The sequence below is a fragment of the Streptomyces sp. NBC_00557 genome (assembly GCF_036345995.1).
Taxonomy (GTDB): domain Bacteria; phylum Actinomycetota; class Actinomycetes; order Streptomycetales; family Streptomycetaceae; genus Streptomyces.
This window is the reverse complement of record NZ_CP107796.1, coordinates 7,981,893-8,002,233: the sequence shown is the minus strand read 5'-3', so window position 1 is coordinate 8,002,233 and position 20,341 is coordinate 7,981,893. Positions and strand designations below refer to the sequence as shown.

The following is a 20,341-nucleotide window of genomic DNA, read 5'->3' as shown; positions in this document are numbered from 1 at the left end:
TCCGATGCGGCACATGAGGCTCCTTGCGTGGCAGGATCGGTGTTATGAACACCACCACGGACTGGGTGTACCGGGTGTTCGAACCGCACGGCTCCGAAGGCTGGCGCCCCTACGGCAGTGACCCGGACCGGTGGCACGGTGCGATCACCGCGCCCGACACCGCCGAGGGCGCAAAGCACGCCATCGGCCGCATCGTCGCCGACCTGATGACCGAGTGGGAGATGACCGGCCTCCACCACGCGATGCACGTGCGGGTCTTCCTCTGGCATGACGAAGAGGGCGACATGACGGATGCGGACTTCATCGTGGAGGTCAGGCCCCGGTCGGACTTCGACGCAGTGTGACGGATCCGGGCCGGTTGCGCGTCAGGTATACCGGCGGGGCGTGGATGGGAGACCGGAAAATGTGCGCGATCCCAGCTCAGATCGTATGCGGGCAGTAGTGGTCCGGTAGCTGTGCGCAGGACGGGTGTGCCTGCCCGTATGCCCCGTGATCTCGAGCCCGTGATCCAGGCAGGGACGCCCCGAGCTCGTCATTCTGGAACGGTCAGCTGTGCCGCGGCCGGGCGGGTGCGGGCAAGGAGCAGGGTGATGTCGTCGTCGACCGGTCTGTCAGGGGCCAGGGTGTCGACGACCGATGCGCAGAGGTCGTCCAGACTGGCAGCGGGGGTGCCGAGAGCGGTGCGGAGCTCTTGCAGCCCGCGGTCGACGTCGCGGTCCATCTCGATCAGCCCGTCGCTGTACAGCGCCATCACGCTGTCGTCCGCGACCTCCACCTCGGCCGATTCGAAGGACCCCAGTCCCACCCCGATGGGCGCGCCCGGAGGTACCTCGGCGAAGTCGGCCGATCCGGCCGGGGAGACGATGAGGGGCGGTGGGTGGCCGGCACTGGAAAAGGTGCATCGCCGGGTTCCGGGGTCGTACACACCGTAGAGGCAGGTGGCCCCGATGACCGGTTCTGCGGAAGCGCCTTCGCCTTCGTCGGAACAGTCACGGGCGATGTCCATGGCGAGTTCATCCATGAGCCGCAGAAGTTCGTCGGGCGGTACTTCCAGTTTGCTGAGCGCACGGACTGTGGCGCGCAGGCGTCCCATGGTCAGGGCTGCGTTGACACCGTGCCCGACGACGTCTCCGACGACCAGGGCGACGCGGGAACGGGACAGTTGGATGACGTCGAACCAGTCGCCGCCGACGCACCTGTCCGTGTCCGCCGGCACATAGCGGGTGGCCACCTCGACTGTGTCGCCGCCTGACAAGTGGTGAGGCATCAGGTCGCGTTGTATCGCCAGCGCGGCCGTCCGCTCCCGTGTGTACCGCAGGGCGTTGTCGATGATCAGCGCGGCCCGGGCCGAGAGCTCCTCGGCAAGAGTGAGGTCCGTCCTGCTGAACGGGACCGGGTTCCGGCTGCGCACGAAGACGGCGATGCCGAGCACCGCACCGCGCGCCTGGAGGGGCACGATCATGAGGGAATGCATCCCGGTCTGACGTATGACCCGGGCCCGGTCCGGATCGCCGGCGAGCCAGCTACCGGGCGAGGTGTCGAGAACGGGTTCGAAGTGGGATCTACGACTTGTGAGTACGGCGGTGAAAGGGGATGCCTGCGGGACGTAGACCGGCGTTCCGCGCGCCCACAGGGACTCGCGGAGATCCTCGTGGATGGAAGCGGCACCGGCACGGTAGAAGCCGGGGATGCTGGTGTCGGTGGGCTTGAGGCGTCTCAACGGCTCCTTGTCCGGTGAGGCCGCTTCGACGAGGTCGATGGTGACGTAGTCGGCGAGATTCGGTACCGCCGTCTCCGCCAGCCTCTGGCTGGTGACCAACGGGTCCAGATCCGTCCCGATGCGGCTTCTCGCTTCGTTGAGCAAGCCGAGTCGTCCGCACTTCTGGCCCATGCCGGCCTGTACGGCCATGGAACACACGCCGAGGGGCCGGCCGTCCGGTCCATCGAGACGGATCAGGGCGACACTGTAGGGACCGTCGTTCGCCCGCGCCTCGGTCGGCCGCAGTTCATGCCCGAGGACCGGCACACCGGTGGACAGCACGATCTCCATGGCGTATTGGAGAAACTCCGGTTGACGGCTGCGGACCACGTCGGTGACATGGCCGCCCAACTCCGGCTCGGAGCCGTAGAGGTCCTGATTGTGAACGCTGTCGTTGAACCAGACGCATCGCAACTCCCGGTCCCAGATGGCCAGACCGATCGGCGAGCGGTGGAACAGCGGCTCCACAGCCGCCGGCTCCAGGCCCGGCCGGCCGAAGGTGTTCGGCCCCCACAGGAGCCAACTCCCACCGGCGTCCGGGTCCAGAGGAGTAAGCCGCAGATCCGCGGTTGCCTCGCGGCCGTCACGGCGGCGGATCCGCACCCGCCCTGACCAAGGGCCGTCGGCAGAGACAAGGGGAGTATCCGGGCTTCCGGAAACCAGCAGCCCCTCGACAGGACGGTGGAGTACTTCGTCAGCCGAATAACCCCATAGGCGTTCTGCGGCCCCGGCCCACACCGACACCGCCATGTCGGCACTGAGCACTGCCAGGACGTCACCCGAGGGCACAGCCCGGTCTTCGGCTGACGATCTCGCGGGACCATCAGTGGACATACTGCAACTATGCCGCGCATGCACCGGCCCCTCCACGTCAGCAGGCCATACTGCAGACGCGGAGATCACCGACGGCGCCCGGCGGCACCGGCGCCCGGCACAGTGGCGGGCCCGGCACGCTCGCAGATGCGCACTCCAGTGTTGTGGCGTGCGCACTCGTGATTCACCTGCTGCCGAGCTTCGCCGCAGTAGCCGCGGCCTGATCGCCGCCCTCCCTCATGTACGGTCGCCCGTCTGCTACGGCAGCCCGGCGGCCGGCGACCGGCTGGGCATGGCCCACGCGAGAGCGGGCCACCGCTCGGCCGAGCTCGTGAGCCGGCTCGGCCCCGTCAGTCGGCCGCCGCGACCGCATCCCTGATGAGTCGGCCGGCGGCCGCATCGGTGCGGGCGACGTCATGGGTCACCAAGCGGTCCTGGCACAGACCGCGCAGGCCGGAGACGAGGAGCGTGGCCCCTGCCCGCGCCTGCTCTGGCGAGTGACCCAGGCGTACGTAGGCGGCGGCGATGGGGGCGATCATGACCTCGACGGTCTCGGCCGCGATGTCGCCGTACTGCTCGGGATCGGTGGCGGCCAGGCTGAGCAGCTGCAGCAGCATGCGGATCGGTCCGGACTGCTCCCCGACGGTCATCGCCTCCCACAGGGTTTCGGCCGCCTTGCGCAGTCCCGCGACGTCGCGGACATCGTCGAACATCGCGTGGGCGTCGGGACGGCAGGCGGCCAGCGCCTGGGCCAGCAGGTTCTCGCGGCTGCCGAAGTAGTACAGAAGCATGCGCTTGGTGGTGCCGATCGACTCGGCGAGCGGACTCAGCGACATCTGCGCCACGCCGTGGTGCTGGAGGTGGTGCACCACCTGCTTCAGCAGTTCGGCGCGCTTTTCGGCATTGACGGGGCGAGGCACCCTTTGACTGTACCGACCGGTACGCGTATGGTCCACCAGACGTAGATGTGCCGATCGGTACATTAATTGAGTGGCGCCATGGCGAGGGCCGGGCGCGGCACAGCCGAGAGGGGCGCCGTGAAACTGGTTGGACCGCGAGCAGGGCAGAACTGGCGGCCCAGGAGAGGCGGCCCGGGCAGCGGGGAGCACCCGGTCCGCTGCGTGCCCCACGGGCTCTTCGACGTGGCTCGCCTCGGCCTGCGAGGGATGGTCCTGTGAAACACCGCATCGAGCGTCCCCGAGGCACCTCCCGGGCCAGAGTCCTGGCGGAGACCCTCACGATCCCGGCGGTGCTCTTCCTCGGCCTCCTGTTCTCCTTCCCCATGGCCTTTCACCAGCCTCAGCCCCACCACGCGAAGCTCGTGGTGGCCGATCTCGCAGTGGAACGGAAGGTCGACAGCGCACTCCAGCGGCAGCATCCTGGCGGATTCGACGTCACCGCCGTGGCAGACGCCCGAGCGGCCCGCCGGGCGGTGCTGGACCGGGACGCCGTGGCAGGTTTCGCCGCCCAGGGCAGACATGCCGTGCTGTACGTGGCCAAGGCCGACGGAGCGTCCCTCGAGCAGGCGTTGACCCGGGGCTTCACCCAGCTTGCGGCGCACAGTCACCAGCGGCTCACGGTCACGGATGTGGCGCCCACGGTGAGCAAGGACGGGCTCGGCACGACACCGGTGTACTTCGGGATCGCCTGGAACGTTCCGGGCTACATACTCGCGACGACCTTGCTGCGGGCGGTGACCTTCGACCGGCGCAGGAAAGTGATGACGATCGCCGGCGTGGCCGCCCTGTTCAGCGTCGTGGGTTTCTACGTCGGCGTGGGACTGGGCTTCTTCCCCGACTCCCCCGCGGCCTTGGCGATCGCCTTCCTGCTCACCACGGCGGTAGCCACGTTCTCCCTCGGTATGGCGCCCTTCGTCAAGCACTTCTTCCCGCTGGTGGGTCTGGGTCTGTACGTCGTACTGAGCGTTCCCTCCAGCGGCCTGGTCCCCGTCCAGTTGCTGCCGCGGTTCTTCCAGGACCTGCACGCCGTCATGCCGCTGGGCAACGCGGTCGACGGCCTGAGGGGAGTCCTGTACTTCAATGGTGCGGGGGTGCTGAAGCCGGTCCTCGTGCTGTGCGCGTGGATCATGGCGGGCACGGCGCTGCTGGGCCTGGACGCGTGGCGGCACCACCGCACGGCCGTGCGCCGGGGAGCCGAGCACGAGCAGGAGGACGTTCCGGAACCGCCGGTGGAGGACCCCTCGGTGGAGGCGCCCGCACCCACCGCCCTGCCGGTCCACCCGCACCACTTCGGCGAGTTGTTGCCGATGCTGGAGGGCACCGTCAGGGACGGCGAGCAGCAGCCCGTCCATCGGGCCGCAGTGACCGTCATGGACACCGGCGGCCGGCAGCTGGTGCGGACCGCGACGAACGCGCGGGGCGAGTACGCCGTGACCGGTCTGCCCGAGGGATACATCAGCGTGGTGGTCTCATACCCGGGCCGGCAGCCCCTGGTCCACCAGAAGCTGTTGCAGTCCGGGGTGGCCGTCCGGGCCGACTTCACACTGCACGACCCGCGCGCCGGGGCGTCAACTCCCGTGACGGCTCAGCGCCTTGGTCTCGGGCAGGCCAGAAACGGATCTTGAGGCCACCCACGTGACGAAGACGGACCCTCGCCGGTGAGAACGACGCCGGGGCACCGCGGACACGTCCGGGACGGTCACCCGCACGACCGGACCGCTTCTACCCGTGGATCGCGGAGCAGCTGAAGACGTTCGGACCACCACCATAGCGGGGCAAAACCGGCATCGCTCGGCTTCCGAGACGTTCGGTGGCACGTGGCGGGAATATCGGGAACACCGTCCGTGGCTGTGACCACGTGGAACCCGGGAAACCCGCCGGTGACGGAGGAAGTGCGCGAGGACGGATCGCAAATGACCAAGGAACACGCCGGCCGCCGAGGCCTCCCGCCGGACCGCCGCAGGAAGCGCATCGCCGAGCTCCTCGCCGCCTGCGCCGCGTGTCTCATACCGTGGACCGTGATGCTGGGTCTGACCCTGCCGTCGTCCCACCACGTGCACGAATGGCGCCTGGCCTGGGTCGGATTCGACGTGCTGCTCATCATCGCACTGGCGTCCACGGCGTGGCTGGCCTGGCGCCGCAGCCGTGCGGTCATCCTGTACGCGCACGCCACCGCGGTGCTGCTGATCTGCGACACCTGGTTCGACATCTCGCTCGACGCCGGCACCCAGGACGTCTGGATGGCGGGAGGCCTGGCCCTGGCCACCGAACTGCCGCTCGCCGCCTTCCTCATCCATCGGGCACACTCCCTGATCGCCCTGCTGCCGTGGCCGCCCGCGTACACCGCCGCCGGCGACACCGCCGGGAGCCGGGCGGAACCGGTCCCCGACGGGGAGACCCTCCCACCGGGCCTGCGGGCGCATGGATGACCGGAGGCAGACTTCGGTGGCAGGTCCCTGCACCCGGCCGCCGCGTCCGGTGTTTCGCCGGCATGTGTGACGTCCGGGATCGGACGGCCCTGGCAAGGGGTCAGGAGAGCCAGTCGGTGTAGTGCGTGGGGGCGAGGTGGGCGTTCCTGTCGGTGAGGACGTCGCCCTTGACCGCCGCGAACATACCCGCGGTGGGGTCGGTGACGACGGTACGACTGTCGCCCTTCCGGGCCAGCGTGAGCCGGCCGAGCTCGTCCAGGGTGAAGACGTCGGGGCCACCGATGTTGCGGACGCCGTTCAGCGGGGCTCCGACGGCGACGGCCGCCACCTCCGCCGTCACGTCCTTGGCGGCGATCGGCTGAATCGGCGTGGCGGGCAGCCGGACGGTGTCGCCGTCGGAGGTCCAGGACATGGCGGCGTCCATGAACTCCATGAACTGCGTCGCGCGGACGATCGAGTAGGGCACGGACGACTCGGCCAGGATCTGCTCCTGGAGCACCTCGGCCCGGTAGTAGTCGAGTTCGGGGACCTGATCCCGCGAAGGCGGGAAGTGAGCAGAAACGGGGCGGCTGCTGATCGGGCAGCCGCCCCGTGATCTCTTCTTCGCTCGCCCCGTCCGGACAGGGCCGTCTTCACGATGTGCTGCGTCGGGGTCGAGGGCCGCACATCCTCGACGCGTCGCAGATGACGGTAGTGGGAACGGCAGCCGCATACATGAGGCCGGCAGGTGGGACGCCAGGAAGGATCAGGCGGTGAGAAGGGAATCGTCCTGCGGGCGGGCGCCGGGCAACCGGTGGCGGGCGGCGATGAGCGCTGCATCAATGTCCCGGGTGCCGGTCGACACGCACAGTGTGTAGGCGATGTCGTCCATGCGCTGGCGCACCTCGGGGCTGCCGTTCTCGGCATGCAGGATCCGCAGGGTCTCGTACTGCTCGATGAGGTTCGTCAGTACCGCGGGGTGTGCCATGAGCATCGCAAGTCTCCCTGGTCCCGTAATCAACATGACCTGTACACGGACCCGTGTGCCCCGCGCCTTGGCCGTCATTCCCCCGGCTTCCCAGGAAGGCGGCCAGGACCGACAGGCCGGCCCGGCCGGTGGACGGAGATGGCTCCGGCGGCCTGTTGCGGCCACGGAGCGCAACGCGCTGATATCAGCGCTCTCGAACGCACGGGCCGTCGTCCAAGCCGCACTGCTTCTCGTCCAGCTGCCGCGCCACCGCACCCGCGCCGGCCACGGTGAGAGGCCGGTGATCGCGTTCGATCGTCACCCGGCCCCTCAGCCGCGGTCAGCCGCGCTCAACGACTCTTCACGCGTGGGTGGTTACCAGCCGACGGCGACCAGCAGCCACTGCGGATTGCTGTGGGAGATGAAGGAGGACTGCCCCGCCACGTCGTCGTAGGGGAAGCCGTAGGCGAGGTTGTTGATGGCGTTGTCGTGCCAGAACTTGGCGTAGTAGTTCGCCGGGGCGGCTTTGTAGTACTGACTCGGGTCGGCCTGCTGAGAGGCCGGCAGCGTGGCCACGTGACGGTTGAGGGCCGCACACATGTCCGGGTTACCGGCCAGGGAGGCGGCGCAGCCGAAGATGTCGGAGGTGGCCGCGTTCACGCCGACGGACTGGGCATAGGAGGTGAAGTAGTTGGCGTTGGCCCCGCCCGCGCGGAAGCTCGGGTCGCTGCCGGGGGCGATGATGCGGTACGGGGCCTGGGTCTGGGCCAGTACCTTGAACGGGGTCGGGACCGCGTCGATGAAGCGCTGGAAGGTGGTGGCGCGGTCCTCGGCGAAGGTCTGCCGGTTCTCGCCGACCTCGACGTCGTAGCCGTCCTTGGTGTGCAGCCGCATCGCGAGTTTGAGACCGAAGGCGTCGACGCGTGTGGTGTTGCCGTTGAAGACGTTGTTGCCGACCGTGAACTCGATGAAGTCGTAGTAAGGGCTGTTGGGCGAGCCCAGGTAGAAGTACATGCGGCCTGCGGAGTTCGCCGGCATGTCGAGGTAGGGCTGTTCGGCGATGGAGTGCGTCTGGCCGTTGAAGCTCCAGTAGACCTGGCTGTCGGGGTACTTGCCGTTGGTGCGGTTGAGGATCTTCACCTCTACGGCGTTCTGCGCGGGCGGGATGTCGCTGGTGCTGCCCCAGAAGTCGTCGGGCGGAGTGGTACCGCCGCCGGGACCGTAGATCTGGAACTCCCAGAGGGAATAGCCGTATTGAGTGGCCCGGGCGGTCCCGTAGAGGCGCACGTATCGGCCACTGCCGGTGACGGTCGGATTCTGGGTGCCGCCCGTGGCGTTGGTGGTGGAGTAGACGGTCGTCCAGTTGGCCCCGTCGGTGGAGGTCTGTATCTGGTAGGCCTTGGCGTAGGCGGCCTCCCAGGTGAGGGTGACCCGGGTGATCTGCTGGACGGAGCCCAGGTCCACCTGCAGCCATTGGGGATCGGCGAAGGCCGAGGACCAGCGGGTGCCGGGGTTGCCGTCAACCGCTGCGGCGGCGGGGAAGGACGCGTTCTCGGTGGAGGACGCGGTGGCGGGCCGCCCCTGGGAGAGCAGTTGGTCGGCCGCCCGTGCGGGCGAGGGCGCCAAGGCGAGGAAGCAGGCTGCGAGCACGGCGATCACCAGGGCTAGAGCCGTGCGGGAGCGGGCCACATCGGTGGCTGGTCTGCGGGAGAGCGCACTTGCGGAGGTCTGCATAGGAGTCTCCGGATGCCGGGTGGGCGTGCGGGGGGTTGGAGGAACAGCAGGTGTGAGAGCGCTCTCGGGGTTTGTACTCCCGCCTCTGCATGGCGTCAACAACTGAACGCGAAACCAGTGGAGTTCACCGGCACAAAACGGTGCACCTGCGTCTTGGACGACGGAGCCGCGTCCAGAACCGCCCGGCCTCTTCGGGAGCCGTTCAGTTGGCCGATCCCAAGCCCTCCTCATCGTTCATCACTTGACCTGTCTGGTACAGACCTTCTAGGTTCCGGCCGACGGGTTTCACGAACGCAACCAGCCCTAAAGCCAGTTGGGCTCGTGCGTCGTCCTTGTGCCTCCTTGTTTCCGAAAGGCTGTGATCGTCCCCCATGGCCGGACACTCCCCCATACCTCACACCGCGTTACGGCGCAGCCTCGTCGTGGCCGCGCTCGCGCTCTCGGCCTGTCTTCCGCCGGCCTCCACCGCACTGGCCGCCCCTCAGAAGGCAGCCGATCAGTGCTGGGCCACGCACTACGGCCCCCAGCCACCGGGCGCCCTCACCGCCGACGGGGAACTCTTCGACAACAACGCGGACACCGCCGCGACTTCTCTCAGCCGCCAGCCGCAGCTGCCGTTCGGCACCCGTGTCCAGGTCACCAACGTCGCGAACGGCAGGTCGCTGACCGTACGCATCAACGACCGGGGCACCTTTGTCCAGACGCCTCAGGAACCCAAGTGCCTCGACCTGACCGACGGAGCCTTCGCCCGGCTCGGCGGAAGCCTTGACCCTGACGCCGGTCACATCGTCGTCACCCAGCAAGTCCTGGGCTGAGGACGCCGTTCACGACACGTCGCCAAGGCAGTCGCGCTCGATCTCGTGCGTCCACGCCATACGACCGTCAGCCCTCACCGGCACGCGTCGCCCATCACCCCTCTAGCCCGTCCCCCCCGTCACCCGTCACCCGTCACCCGTCACCCGTCACCCGTCACCCGTCACCCGTCACCCGTCACCCGTCACCCGTCACCCGTCACCCAGACGACACGACCAGGAGCGATCTTCGTATGTCCACCCCCCACGTCATACGGCACTTCCCCAGACGCATGGGCTTCGGCCGAGTCGCGGCCGGGGCCGCCGTCGCCGCCGTGCTCGCCGCACTCTTCACCCCCGCGCCGGCCCACGCTGCCGACGGCCAGATCACCGGACTCGCCGGGAAGTGCATCGACGTGGCCGGCGCCGGCAGCGCGAACGGCACAGCGGTGCAGCTCTACGACTGCAACGGCACCGCTGCCCAGCAGTGGTCCAACCCTGGTGACGGAACTCTTCGGGCCCTCGGCAAGTGTCTGGACGTCGTCGACCGCGGCACGGCCGACGGCGCGGCCGTCCAGCTGTGGGACTGTTCGGGAGGGCCCAACCAGCAGTGGGTGGTCACATCGGCTCATGACATCGTCAACCCGGCCGCGAACAAGTGCCTCGACGTGCGGGACAACAGCAGCGCCAACGGCACACGTCTGCAGATCTGGAGCTGCACCGGCGCAGCGAACCAGAAGTGGAACGCTCCGGCGAGCAGCGGCAGCAGCACCTCGTCCGGATTCGTCGTCTCCGAGGCCCAGTTCAACCAGATGTTCCCGAACCGGAACAGCTTCTACACCTACAGCGGCCTCGTCCAGGCCCTCGGTGCCTATCCGGCCTTCGCCAACACCGGAAGCGACACCGTGAAGAAGCAGGAGGCCGCTGCCTTCCTCGCCAATGTCAGCCACGAGACAGGCGGGTTGGTGTACGTGGTCGAGCAGAACACCGCCAACTACCCCACATACTGCGACTGGAGCCAGTCGTACGGCTGCCCGGCCGGCCAAGCCGCGTACTACGGCCGTGGCCCCCTCCAGCTCAGCTGGAACTTCAACTACAAGGCCGCCGGCGACGCCCTGGGAATCGACCTCCTCGACAACCCCTGGCTGGTGCAGAACGACGCCTCCGTCGCCTGGAAGACCGGCCTGTGGTACTGGAACACCCAGTCCGGCCCCGGCAGCATGACCCCGCACAACGCCATGGTGAACCAGGCCGGCTTCGGGCAGACCATCCGCTCCATCAACGGTTCCCTGGAGTGTGACGGCAAGAACCCCGCCCAGGTGCAGAGCCGCGTGGACGCCTATCAGCGGTTCGCGTCGATTCTCGGCGTCAGCCCCGGCGGCAACCTTTACTGCTGACCGGACCCCTCTCCGGCGGCGGGACGCGGGACATCCGGGTCAGGTGGGCCAGATACACCACGCCGAGGCGAGGATGGGCGTGTCCATGCTCCCGTTCAGCATGTTCGGCAGCCGCTGTGCCGAGGAAACCCGGGACATCTTCTCCTCCATGCTCAGCGGCGGTGACACGGTCATCGGCAATGACGTCTCATTGGTTCGCGAGGTGGCGGTCGTGCCCGGCATCCGCGCCGAAGCAGGCGCCGGCGCCCTCACCGCGGCCGGCGCCGTGGTCACCGCCGATGTCCCGCCGTACGATCGTCGGCGGGAACCAGGTCAGCCCGATTCGGCACGCTGCGACGACGTCGGCATCGAGCGACTGCAGCACGCCGTGTGGTGGGACCGGCCCGTCGGCCTCGCCACCGAACACGATTTGGGAGCCGTTTTGACCCAGGTGTCCATCGAGGAGCACACGGTGTCCGACAGCGCAGCCGGACCCTACGCCCTCGCGACGGGATCGGACGGCGCGCTGTGGTTCACCCTCGTCCACAGCGGCCGGATCGGTCGGCTCGTGCCCGGCGAGGAGCCGACGAGCCACCTGCTCGACCCCACTTGCGGACCGAGCGTCATCACTCCCGGCCCCGACGGCGCCCTGTGGTTCACCGAGTACCGGGCCGACCGGATCGGGCGGATCACCACCCACGGCGTCATCGACGAGTTCCGCGTGCCCACCCCCGGCTGCGGACCGTTCGGCATCGCGTCGGGTCCCGACGGCGCGCTGTGGTTCACCGAGACCGCGGCGGACCGCATTGGCCGCATCACGGTCGATGGCCGCATCACCGAGTTCCCGCTCCCGGTCACCGGCGCGTTCCCCTCAGCGATCACCGCCGGTGACGACGGCGGGATGTGGTTCACCCTCAACCAGGCGAACGCCATCGGCAGGATCGGCATGGACGGAGCGGTCACCCTGCATCATCTGCCGACGCAGGCGGCGGGGCCGGTCGGGATCGCCGCAGGGCCCGACAACGCGGTGTGGTTCGTCGAGATCGCCGCCGGCCAGATCGGACGGATCACTCCTGACGGACGGATCACCGAGTTCCCGCTGCCGGACCGCACCGCACGGCCGCACGCCGTCACCGTCGACGGACACGGGACCCCCTGGTTCACCGAATGGGCCGGCAACCGTGTCGGCACGGTCACCCCCGACGGCTCCTTCACCGCCCACGACCTGCCCACCCCCCACTGCGAACCTCACGGCATCGCCCTCGGCCCCGACGGCGCCCTGTGGACCGCGTTGGAGATCGGCGCACTCGCCCGCGTAGCCCCCCGCGGCCAGCGCCACATGACCGGACTCCCCCGGCACACACCATCACGGGTCACGGTGTCGGACCCCGACCGGCTTCGTAACTGACGGGCGACACCGCTTGTCACCGGGTTTGGACAGCACTTGGTGATCACGGGGCGAGACAGGGCCGACGAGAAACGACAGCGGTCGTAGGGGCACTCCGGCGTGACGCTGCGAAGATCGCCGAAACCTCCACGGCAACACGGTAGAGCCACCAGACTTGCTCCTGTTTCCCCACGGAGAAGGGACGGCGAGCATGGCGAACAGCGCACTTCTGGTGATGGACGTCCAACGGGACGTCGTGGCCATCGCCGATGACGGTTCCGGATATCTGCAGCGCTTGCGCAGGGCGATCGACGGTGCCCGGGCTGCAGGTATCACCGTGATCTACGTGGTGCTCGAGCTACGGCCGGGCGACCCAGAAGTCAGCCCCCGCAACAAGGTGATGACAAACGCCGTGCGGGCCGGCCTGTTCACCGAGGGGGCTCCTGGCACCGCGATCCATGACGACGTCGCTCCCCAGCAGGGCGACGTCGTGGTCACGAAGAGGCGGGGGAGCGCGTTCTCGGGCAGCGACCTCGACCTGGTGCTCAGGGCTCGCGGTATCGACAGCCTTGTTCTCACCGGCATCGCCACCAGCGCTGTAGTGCTGTCCACCCTGTGGCACGCCATCGACCTGGACTTCGGCCTCACCGTCCTGGCGGATGCCTGCCTCGACACCGACCCGGAGGTGCACCGGATGCTCACCGAAAAGCTGTTCCCGCAGTGGGCAGACGTGGTCGCCGTCGAGGACTGGATCAAAGCCATCGCACCGCAATAACGGGCGGACGTCCCGAGCGAGAAGACATTCAGGAACTCAGCACCACTTCCCGTACGTGAGGGCTTCGCCGGTAGAAAAGTCACACTGGGTCCGGCAGGTCCATGAGCGCGAGTTCGGCCGGGTCGACCACGGCGGTGATCTCGGTGATGTGACCCTCGGCGACGGTGAAGACGAGGAGGGAAAGCGGGGTGCCGTCTGCGCTCCAGGAGATGACGCCGGGGCGGCCGTTGACGAACGCAGCATGTCCTCGTGCGGCGCTGCCGGCCACTCGGGCGCGGGTGGCGACTTCGGTGGCCCCAAGCGTGACGAAGCTACCGTTCGCGGCGTGAACGGTGAACTTCACTTCGGGGTGGAGAACCTGCAGCAACTGATCGAACCGGCCGTCGCGGGCCGCAGCCAGGAAGGCTTGCACCACCTCGCGTCGCGCGCTGACCAACTTCTTCAACCGGATCAACCGCACCATCAAGGAACGGGCCGGCAAGGCCTGGGGCTGAGCCCGGCGTTGCTCTTACCCACCGGGGCTTCGCCAGTGGGTAAGAGCCACGAGGCCGGGCAGGCGCACGAAGCCCTTAGAAGTGCTCTGCCAACATGTCGCCCGCTCGCATCAGAGGCTTCACGTGGGTCACGTGCTGCCGCGCCAGGTCGCCGAAGTGGCTGAGAAGGGCCTACGATCCGGTTGATCATCGAACCGGGGAGGGGACATGGCCGAGGGCCGGGAAACGGACGCGGTCGCCGAGAGACCGGTGGAGCTGGCCTACCGGCCGACCGTCGGCGAACTGGCGTCCGCGCTGCGAGCACGCACCAGGAGCACCGGCGCGGGACGCTTTCAGCGCGTGATGCTGGTCTGGACGGTGGGCGTCACGATCGTCGGCGCCCTGTTGTCGGCAGCCGGCTCAGGCCGCCCACACACACAGTGGCCGCTGTATGCGGGACTGGTGTTCTTCGTCGCCTTCATGGCTACGGCGCCGTGGTTGCAGGCGCGCCGCCTCCACCGGCTCGCCGAACGACAGGGAGACGTCTGCGGGACGGTCGACGACACCGGGGTCCGGCTCACCACCGCGCACAGTTCGGTCAGCCTCGACTGGCATCTCTACTCGCGCTATGTCGAGACGCCAGAGTTGTTCGTGCTGCTCAGCGCCGACAAGTCCGCCGTCGGCTTCGTCGTCCTGCCCAAGCGGGCCGTGGCCGACCCGGAGGGTGTGGCCCGGCTGCGGGCGGTCCTCGACCGGCGGCTCGTGCGCGCGAATACCGCCGACGCGCCCGGAAGTCCGCGGAGCCGGGGCCGGGCCGTCGGCCGCGGGGTCGGCTCCGCCGGGCTGTTGCTGCTGGGGCTGCTGTTGTTCTTCTTCGCCTTCGCCGCCGTCCACCGCGCCACACACCCGGACCGCTTTCCCGGGATCCAGAACAACACCGCCCCGGTATCAGCCGTCATGCTGGGGCTGGGCGCGCTTGCGGTCGCCGGGGCCTGGTGGCTCGTGCGGCGGATGACCGTCATGCGGATCGTGACCGCCGTGCTCGCCATCCTTGCCCTGCTGGCCGGTGGCGCCGTCCTGTACCGCGTCGGGCCGATGCTCCACTGCTGGGGCTCGGAACGGATCGCCCGCCAGCCCGAGGGCACCTACGTCTGCTACGACTTCTGAGCAGGCCGCGGTCTCCGCGCGCCCCGGAGATCATCTCTCGGCGGCGGGCAGCAGAGACCGCGCAGTCAGCAGGGAGGCAGGAACCGTGTCGCCGACCGCAAAGGCAGGCGGCCAGGCCCCTCCAATGCCCGCTGACATGCCCGCCGACCTGCGCGTCCAATGCCCGCCCCGACCTGCACGCCGACCCGGCTATGGCCCGCGAGGCGTTGGAAGAACTTCGCACGGAGATCAGCTTCGGGGCGCAACACGGCAGCAGCCCGGACATCGGCTCGGCCAGACCAGCAACAAGAAACCGGCCGGGTTCATTCGCGTGCCACCGCATCACATGAATTCGGTTGCGGCGGGACCGGCGTCCCCGGTGAGGTAACACCATGGACGGAGGCATGCATTGTGGGATCCGCGCCTTCGAGGCATGCGATTTCAGGCTTGCCCAAGTCAGGCAGCAGCTTGATCGCCTCGACGTACCGGTCGGTGACCTGGCTTCTGTTTCCGTCGGCTGGACCGGGTGCCCCGTTCACACGGCCCCGAGAAAGCCCGGGTCAACCCCGTCGAACTGCCGGCATGAGTCTCGGGCGACACCGAGCAACTCCGCCATGGGCACGGCGCGACGACTGGTTGCGGAGATGTCCTGACGCGCCTCGGCGGACCACAACGGCGGAAAGATCGACAGACCCTGATCGCTGTTCAACGCCCGGACCTCGTCCTGCCAGCCAGGCCAGCGCAGATCCGCGTAGAAGTCATCGAGCGCTCCGGACGCCAGCCAGGCCAGCCAGGCCAGCCACGCCGAGTGTCCGGCCCCCAGCGCCTCCCAGCGAAGTGAATCCGGCGCGAAGTAGACCATCTCACCGGGTGCTCCGGGACGGCCGACGCCGGCAGGGGCTGCCCCGTTGAGAGCGAAGACGCCGCCCAGGACGTCATGCGCCACATCACGCATGCCCGCATCGTTGCACCCCCGCCTCCCGGCCGAACCAGCAGGGCACTTCGATGGACCGCCCCGCGTATCGAGGTGACCTCCAAAAGTCGGTTCCGGTCCGCGGCGTCCGCTTCGGGCAGGGCCTGAGGGTCTCGGCACCCGAGAGAAGCAGGGAAGAGCGCGAGTCAGCCATGGCGGGATCGGATCCTTGCTTGATGCGGCGCACGCCCGAGCCAGGCAGCCTCAGGGTTGAGTGACGCTGCGGCCGTGGTCGGCGGCGTAGGCGGCGAAGACCGCCGACGACGATCCGCCCGTATGGAGAAAGCGCTGGTCAAGGATGCCGGCGAGGTCTTCGAGTGCTTTGGCGAGCAGGTCTCCGGTCAGTCGGACGTCCGGCCGCCGCGCGGCCTGCCCGCGCTGGGCGAGGACAGAGGCGAACCCGAGGATGGCCGCCAGGGAGGAGTGGTCCTCCCCGTCGTGGAAGTAGTAGGCCTCGGCGTATTGAGTGAAGTCGATACGGACGCGCACGACCTCGGTGGCCAGGCTCTCCAGCAGCAGCGCCCCGGCAACGCTGTCGAGCTGCTCGGCCGTCGGAGCAGACTCGCGCAGGAGCGCCAACCGGATGGCCAGCACCCTCCTGCGTGTCAGTGCGGGGTAGACCTCGAGCACCCAGGAGACGGTGGCGGTCAGGAGCGCGAAGCCGACGAGTGCTTCCAGCGGCGAGACCAGGCGGAGCCACCCTGCGGCGGGTGCGATGTCGCCCAGCCCGAGGGTGGCGACGGTGACGAGCGAGAGGTAGACGGAGTCGAGGAGTGCCGGTTGCTGCGCAGCTCTGGAACCGGGCGTGAGTGTGAAAGCCCCTGGCATGTGGGGCCAGTAGATGATCGCCCAGCCCAGGATGATGACGGCGGCCCAGAGACCGACCACCGTCACCATGGCGAGAGGGCCGACGAGGCCGACCACACGTCTGCGGGCGCGCAGGCGCCGGGCCAGTCTCCACATCCCCGTCATGACGAGGCGGCTCAAGCCGGCGTGGCGGGTGGGGTGCCAGAGGGTGTGGAACAGGTCGCGCAGGGCGGCCATGACCAGCCCGACCCCTGCCAGCGAAACCAACCACTCCATGCTCGTCTCCCACGGGCCGGTGTCGTGCAGCGACCTCGGCAACCCACAGCGATGGGGCCCATCTCATCTGCCGTCCGATTTCGCCCTGGATTCGGAGCGTAGGACACGTGCACGCCGCCGCCGTGGACCGGACCGCTTCGCGCCGCGTGCCGCCCCGACGGTGTGCAGCGATGACGGGTCTACGGCCGCGAGAACGAGGCGATCGGTGTTGGGTGTGTGGACGGGCGGCCTGTCACCGATCGGATGGCCCGATGCGGCGGCCCGTGAGCTGCTTGGGCTGGATCGACACCCACATCTCGCGCTTGCCGCCCGCCCACGGTTCGGTATGGGCTTGCTCAGCCAGCCGACGCACGACGTCGGGCTCTGTGACGACCCGTGCGGGACCGACGAGGAGAACGCTCCAGCCCTGGCTCATGGCCTCGTCCACACGGTCGACCTCGAAGGCGGCCTCCGCTCCCACAGCCGCCGCGGGCGCCGCGTCGGGCATCGTCCGGTAGGCGATCGCGTCGTCGATGACCTCGTAGTTCACCGGGACGACCACCGGACCGCCGGGGGTCGACACCGCTACGCGTCCCACCCCGTGAGTGGAGAGCAGAGCGCGGCATTCATCGGGGCTGAGGTCCCGAAGCCGGGGGTGCAGCAGGGCGTGTCCCCGGCCCGGCGGCAGATCGATACCGCCCCCGCGCAAGGACGCGACGCTGGTACCGAGCGCTGCGGCGAGCCGGATGAGAGTCGCCAGGCCCGGATCGGCCGGGTGTTCCTCCAGGTACGCGAGGTAGTCCGGCGCCATCGCGGCACGGCGGGCGGTCTCTTCCCTGCTCAGGCCCTGTCGTCCACGCTCGGCAGCCACACGCCGGCCGATGTCGCCAGGATTCGGTCCCGTCTCCCGTGGAGTGCTGTGGGACACGCCTCCCACCTCCGCAGTGCTTCCCCCGGAAGGCCCGGCGGTACTGCCCGGCCCATGCTCGAGGTGACGGACGTGTGCGTCGGGCCCGGGGAAAACCAGCGTCACCTCGTCCGTGTCCGACCAGCGCACGTCGTACGGCGGTGTTCCATCCGCATGGTGCAGTCCGACGATCTCGCCGTCGCGCCGGGTGGTGCCCGCCGTCGGACTGTCGATGACGAGTTGATCGCCGAGTTGAGCTCGCATGACCGTCACCGTCTCCTCAAGGGTCTTCTGTGGTCCAACGTGCCAGAGCGGTGTGCCGCCGCATGTGCCCCGGCGCTCGGGGGCCGAGTGGGCTGGTATCGGGGCCGCTGCTGCGTAGAGGACGGCGGGGCTTGCTGCTTCTGTGGGTCCGAGTCGGCTTCTGGGGGGCCGGCCCGCGGCGGTCGGCTATCGGGCCGAGGGTTTGGCCGCGTCCGTGGGTGATTCACGGAGGGTGGCCAGGCGACGGCGGTATTCCTCGTCGTCGATCTCGCCGCGCGCGTACCGCTCGGCGAGGATCTGCTCAGGGCCGCTTCCCGGAGGCGTCTTCCGCCAGGAGCCGTGGGCTTCGCCGGGAGGCGCGGGGCGGGCCAGAGCCCGGAAGAGCAGGACGCCGACTGTGATGACCAGTGCCCAGAACAGCAGTGTGCCGAGCGACATAACGAACCAGCCCAAGCCGCTCATGCCGTGGCCATACCAGAACATCATTTTCCGCCTCACCTTCCCAGGGGGGTCCGGCCTACGAGGCCCGCGGCGGCAGATCTCTCGGTATCCATCGTCCCTCGCCGCCGGGCGTAGGCGCGACGGGCCGGACGGCCCTTGTCAGAGAGGCGTGGACCGGCAGTCACGGCCGAGAGCCGCCGGTGTATCGGCTGCCTCATGGATGTTCGCGGCTGTCCCCGGTACGACGGTGCCCGGGACGACCCCAAGACGCACCCGCGCTGTTCGCCGGGTGCCGTCGAACGGATTCGGCTCGTCGGGCATGCTTGGGGAGGGTGCCGCGAGACGGCGAGGGGAGCTGTGGTGGACGAACGCGCGCGGGGTTCGCGTGAGGCGGAGACGTCCGGGAAGTCCCCGCAGCTGCGGCTGGACGTGCTACTGGACGACCTGCAGCAGCAGGTCGCGCAGGTCCGGGCGGCCCGGGACAGGGTCCACACGCTGCTCGACGCGGTGCTGGCGGTTGGCTCCGACCTCGATCTGGAGGTGGTGCTGCGCCGCATCGTGGAGTCGGCGGTCACCCTGGTCGACGCCCAGTACGGTGCGCTCGGCGTGCTGGGCGAGGAAGGCACGATCAAGCAGTTCGTCACCGTCGGCATGGATGAGGAGGCCATCGCGCGCATCGGGCACTATCCGCGCGGCGAGGGAATCCTCGGGTTGCTCATCCGGCACCCGCAGCCGCTGCGCCTGGCGGACCTGGCGGAACATCCGGCGTCCGTCGGCTTCCCGGACGGGCACCCGCCGATGAGCAGCTTCCTCGGCGCCCCCGTCCGCGTGCGGGACCAGATCTTCGGCAATCTGTACCTGACGAACAAGAAGAGCGGCGCGGAGTTCGACAGCGACGACGAGGCGGTGCTGCGCACCCTGGCCGCGGCGGCCGGTGTGGCGATCGACAACGCCCGCCTGTACGAGGACGCCCACCGCCGACAGCGGTGGCTGTCGGCCAGCAACGAACTGACCCGCAGCCTCCTGTCCGGCGCGGAGCCCGCCGCCGTGCTGGCCTCCTTCACCGCCACCGTGCGGGAGATCGCCGGCGCGGACCTGGTCACCCTGGCCGTGCCGGTCGGCGACAACGGCGAACTCGTCATCGAGGCCGCCTCGGGCGCTCCGGCCGAGGAAGTCCGCGGGCTGCTGCTGCCCGCCTCGACCCTGGCCGCCGAGGTCTACACGTACGGCGAGACGATCACCAGCGAGGCCCTCAGTGCCGACCCGCGCGCCGCGGGCGGCAGCGCCTCGGTGGTGGAGCTCGGGCCGGCCTTCTTCGTCCCCCTCGGCACCCGCGAGCACGTCCGCGGCGTGCTGCAGGTCGCGAACGTACCCGGCGGCCCCCTTTTCACCGACGCCGTCATCGACATGGTCACCGGGTTCGGCAACCAGGCCGCGCTGGCCCTGGACGTCGCCGAGCATCGACGCGACGCCGAACGCATGGTCGTGCTCAACGACCGTGACCGGATCGCCCGGGACCTGCACGACCTGGTCATCCAGCGGCTGTTCGCCGGCGCGCTGTCACTTCAGTCCACGCTGGGGCGGGTCTCCGACCGCCCGCCGGTGAGCGAACGGATCCAGCGGGTCGTGGACGACCTGGACGACACCATCAAGATCATCCGCTCGACCGTCTACGCCCTGCGTGAGCACGACCAGTCCCGGCGCGGGAGCGGGCTGCGCGCCCAGTTGGTCGCGGCCACCGAACGGGCCACCGAGTCGCTCGGCTTCACCCCCGCGTTGCGCATGACCGGGCTGCTGGACACGGCCGTGTCCGCCGACCAGGCCGAGCAACTGCTGGCCGTGCTCGGTGAGGCCCTGTCCAACGCCGCCCGGCACGCGCACGCCGGCACGGTCGACGTCACCGTCGAGGTCACCGACAGCGAGCTGAAGCTGCGGGTGGCGGACAACGGCCGCGGCATCGACCCGGCGGTCGAGCGCCGCAGTGGCTTGGCCAACCTGAGCAAGCGCGCGGAGGAGTTGGGCGGCAGCTTCAGCGTCTCCGCGAACCGACCGAGCGGCACCGTCGTCGAATGGATCGTTCCGCTCTCCTCGGCAGGCTGACGCTTC

The 20,341-nt window shown here is 69.2% G+C and carries 18 protein-coding genes and 1 pseudogene; 9 read left to right on the top strand and 10 right to left on the bottom strand.

Annotation, left to right across the window (positions count from 1 at the left end; translation table 11 throughout):
* The first annotated feature begins 44 nt into the window (after positions 1-44).
* Positions 45-344, top strand: coding sequence for a hypothetical protein (locus OG956_RS35630; RefSeq protein WP_330342150.1), 300 nt, complete (start codon positions 45-47; stop codon positions 342-344).
* Between the two features lie 188 nt (positions 345-532).
* Here OG956_RS35630 and OG956_RS35625 read toward each other — a convergent pair whose 3' ends face one another.
* On the bottom strand, positions 533-2,524 hold the full coding sequence (locus OG956_RS35625; RefSeq protein WP_330342149.1) for a SpoIIE family protein phosphatase: 1,992 nt from the start codon (positions 2,522-2,524) through the stop codon (positions 533-535).
* Between the two features lie 398 nt (positions 2,525-2,922).
* Positions 2,923-3,492 (bottom strand): TetR/AcrR family transcriptional regulator, encoded by a 570-nt coding sequence (locus OG956_RS35620; protein WP_330342148.1) that lies wholly within the window; start codon positions 3,490-3,492, stop codon positions 2,923-2,925.
* Positions 3,493-3,746: 254 nt separating this feature from the next.
* Between OG956_RS35620 and OG956_RS35615 the strand changes: the two genes are divergently transcribed.
* Positions 3,747-5,156, top strand: coding sequence for a carboxypeptidase regulatory-like domain-containing protein (locus tag OG956_RS35615; protein ID WP_330342147.1), 1,410 nt, complete (start codon positions 3,747-3,749; stop codon positions 5,154-5,156).
* 288 nt (positions 5,157-5,444) lie between these two features.
* Positions 5,445-5,960: a hypothetical protein gene (locus tag OG956_RS35610; protein WP_330342146.1), complete on the top strand. Its 516-nt coding sequence runs from the start codon at positions 5,445-5,447 to the stop codon at positions 5,958-5,960.
* Between the two features lie 100 nt (positions 5,961-6,060).
* On the opposite strand, the pseudogene OG956_RS35605 reads toward OG956_RS35610, so the two are convergent.
* The 3 genes and pseudogenes from OG956_RS35605 to OG956_RS35595 all read right to left on the bottom strand — a co-directional run.
* A pseudogene (locus OG956_RS35605) lies at positions 6,061-6,495 on the bottom strand (LysR family transcriptional regulator); the annotation flags it as partial.
* Positions 6,496-6,705: 210 nt separating this feature from the next.
* The gene (locus OG956_RS35600) at positions 6,706-6,933 is read right to left on the bottom strand and encodes a DUF5133 domain-containing protein (protein WP_330342145.1); all 228 of its coding nucleotides are present in this window, start codon (positions 6,931-6,933) and stop codon (positions 6,706-6,708) included.
* Positions 6,934-7,281: 348 nt separating this feature from the next.
* Entirely contained in the window at positions 7,282-8,640 is a 1,359-nt protein-coding gene (locus OG956_RS35595) for a beta-1,3-glucanase family protein (protein ID WP_330342144.1), read from the bottom strand.
* Positions 8,641-9,011: 371 nt separating this feature from the next.
* On the opposite strand from OG956_RS35595, the gene OG956_RS35590 reads away from it, so the two are divergent.
* The 4 genes from OG956_RS35590 (at position 9,012) to OG956_RS35575 (ending at position 12,969) form a co-directional block, all read left to right on the top strand.
* Positions 9,012-9,455, top strand: a complete 444-nt coding sequence (locus OG956_RS35590; RefSeq protein ID WP_330342143.1) for a septal ring lytic transglycosylase RlpA family protein — start codon at positions 9,012-9,014, stop codon at positions 9,453-9,455.
* Positions 9,456-9,724: 269 nt separating this feature from the next.
* Positions 9,725-10,828 (top strand): glycoside hydrolase family 19 protein, encoded by a 1,104-nt coding sequence (locus OG956_RS35585; RefSeq protein WP_330343038.1) that lies wholly within the window; start codon positions 9,725-9,727, stop codon positions 10,826-10,828.
* Between the two features lie 430 nt (positions 10,829-11,258).
* Positions 11,259-12,215 carry a Vgb family protein gene (locus tag OG956_RS35580; protein WP_330343037.1) on the top strand — a complete coding sequence of 319 codons (957 nt, stop codon included), beginning with the start codon at positions 11,259-11,261 and terminating at the stop codon, positions 12,213-12,215.
* Positions 12,216-12,405: 190 nt separating this feature from the next.
* Positions 12,406-12,969 carry a cysteine hydrolase family protein gene (locus tag OG956_RS35575; RefSeq protein WP_330342142.1) on the top strand — a complete coding sequence of 188 codons (564 nt, stop codon included), beginning with the start codon at positions 12,406-12,408 and terminating at the stop codon, positions 12,967-12,969.
* Positions 12,970-13,048: 79 nt separating this feature from the next.
* On the opposite strand, the gene OG956_RS35570 is transcribed toward OG956_RS35575, so the two are convergent.
* A complete protein-coding gene (locus OG956_RS35570) occupies positions 13,049-13,432 on the bottom strand; it encodes a nuclear transport factor 2 family protein (RefSeq protein WP_330342141.1) in 384 nt (127 codons plus the stop codon).
* Between the two features lie 238 nt (positions 13,433-13,670).
* Here OG956_RS35570 and OG956_RS35565 point away from each other — a divergent pair, with 238 nt between their 5' ends.
* Positions 13,671-14,609 (top strand): YcxB family protein, encoded by a 939-nt coding sequence (locus tag OG956_RS35565; protein ID WP_330342140.1) that lies wholly within the window; start codon positions 13,671-13,673, stop codon positions 14,607-14,609.
* 514 nt (positions 14,610-15,123) lie between these two features.
* On the opposite strand, the gene OG956_RS35560 is transcribed toward OG956_RS35565, so the two are convergent.
* The 4 genes from OG956_RS35560 to OG956_RS35545 all read right to left on the bottom strand — a co-directional run bounded on the left by OG956_RS35560 (position 15,124) and on the right by OG956_RS35545 (position 18,280).
* On the bottom strand, positions 15,124-15,543 hold the full coding sequence (locus tag OG956_RS35560) for a DUF2625 family protein (RefSeq protein WP_330342139.1): 420 nt from the start codon (positions 15,541-15,543) through the stop codon (positions 15,124-15,126).
* 222 nt (positions 15,544-15,765) lie between these two features.
* A complete protein-coding gene (locus OG956_RS35555; protein ID WP_330342138.1) occupies positions 15,766-16,644 on the bottom strand; it encodes a potassium channel family protein in 879 nt (292 codons plus the stop codon).
* 232 nt (positions 16,645-16,876) lie between these two features.
* On the bottom strand, positions 16,877-17,794 hold the full coding sequence (locus tag OG956_RS35550) for a DUF1918 domain-containing protein (RefSeq protein WP_330342137.1): 918 nt from the start codon (positions 17,792-17,794) through the stop codon (positions 16,877-16,879).
* 186 nt (positions 17,795-17,980) lie between these two features.
* Positions 17,981-18,280 (bottom strand): SHOCT domain-containing protein, encoded by a 300-nt coding sequence (locus tag OG956_RS35545; RefSeq protein ID WP_330342136.1) that lies wholly within the window; start codon positions 18,278-18,280, stop codon positions 17,981-17,983.
* 315 nt (positions 18,281-18,595) lie between these two features.
* On the opposite strand from OG956_RS35545, the gene OG956_RS35540 reads away from it, so the two are divergent.
* Complete coding sequence (locus OG956_RS35540) at positions 18,596-20,335, top strand: sensor histidine kinase (protein ID WP_330342135.1); 1,740 nt, start codon at positions 18,596-18,598, stop codon at positions 20,333-20,335.
* Positions 20,336-20,341 lie beyond the last annotated feature (6 nt).

Excerpts from the sequence above, each read along its gene's own strand:
- OG956_RS35630 (WP_330342150.1), top strand. The coding sequence starts at position 45 with ATGAACACCACCACGGACTGGGTGTACCGGGTGTTCGAACCGCACGGC.
- OG956_RS35610 (WP_330342146.1), top strand. The coding sequence starts at position 5,445 with ATGACCAAGGAACACGCCGGCCGCCGAGGCCTCCCGCCGGACCGCCGC.
- OG956_RS35600 (WP_330342145.1), bottom strand. The coding sequence starts at position 6,933 with ATGCTCATGGCACACCCCGCGGTACTGACGAACCTCATCGAGCAGTAC.
- OG956_RS35595 (WP_330342144.1), bottom strand. The coding sequence starts at position 8,640 with ATGCAGACCTCCGCAAGTGCGCTCTCCCGCAGACCAGCCACCGATGTG.
- OG956_RS35590 (WP_330342143.1), top strand. The coding sequence starts at position 9,012 with ATGGCCGGACACTCCCCCATACCTCACACCGCGTTACGGCGCAGCCTC.
- OG956_RS35585 (WP_330343038.1), top strand. The coding sequence starts at position 9,725 with ATGGGCTTCGGCCGAGTCGCGGCCGGGGCCGCCGTCGCCGCCGTGCTC.
- OG956_RS35575 (WP_330342142.1), top strand. The coding sequence starts at position 12,406 with ATGGCGAACAGCGCACTTCTGGTGATGGACGTCCAACGGGACGTCGTG.
- OG956_RS35570 (WP_330342141.1), bottom strand. The coding sequence starts at position 13,432 with ATGGTGCGGTTGATCCGGTTGAAGAAGTTGGTCAGCGCGCGACGCGAG.
- OG956_RS35565 (WP_330342140.1), top strand. The coding sequence starts at position 13,671 with ATGGCCGAGGGCCGGGAAACGGACGCGGTCGCCGAGAGACCGGTGGAG.
- OG956_RS35560 (WP_330342139.1), bottom strand. The coding sequence starts at position 15,543 with ATGCGTGATGTGGCGCATGACGTCCTGGGCGGCGTCTTCGCTCTCAAC.
- OG956_RS35555 (WP_330342138.1), bottom strand. The coding sequence starts at position 16,644 with ATGGAGTGGTTGGTTTCGCTGGCAGGGGTCGGGCTGGTCATGGCCGCC.
- OG956_RS35550 (WP_330342137.1), bottom strand. The coding sequence starts at position 17,794 with ATGCGAGCTCAACTCGGCGATCAACTCGTCATCGACAGTCCGACGGCG.
- OG956_RS35545 (WP_330342136.1), bottom strand. The coding sequence starts at position 18,280 with ATGATGTTCTGGTATGGCCACGGCATGAGCGGCTTGGGCTGGTTCGTT.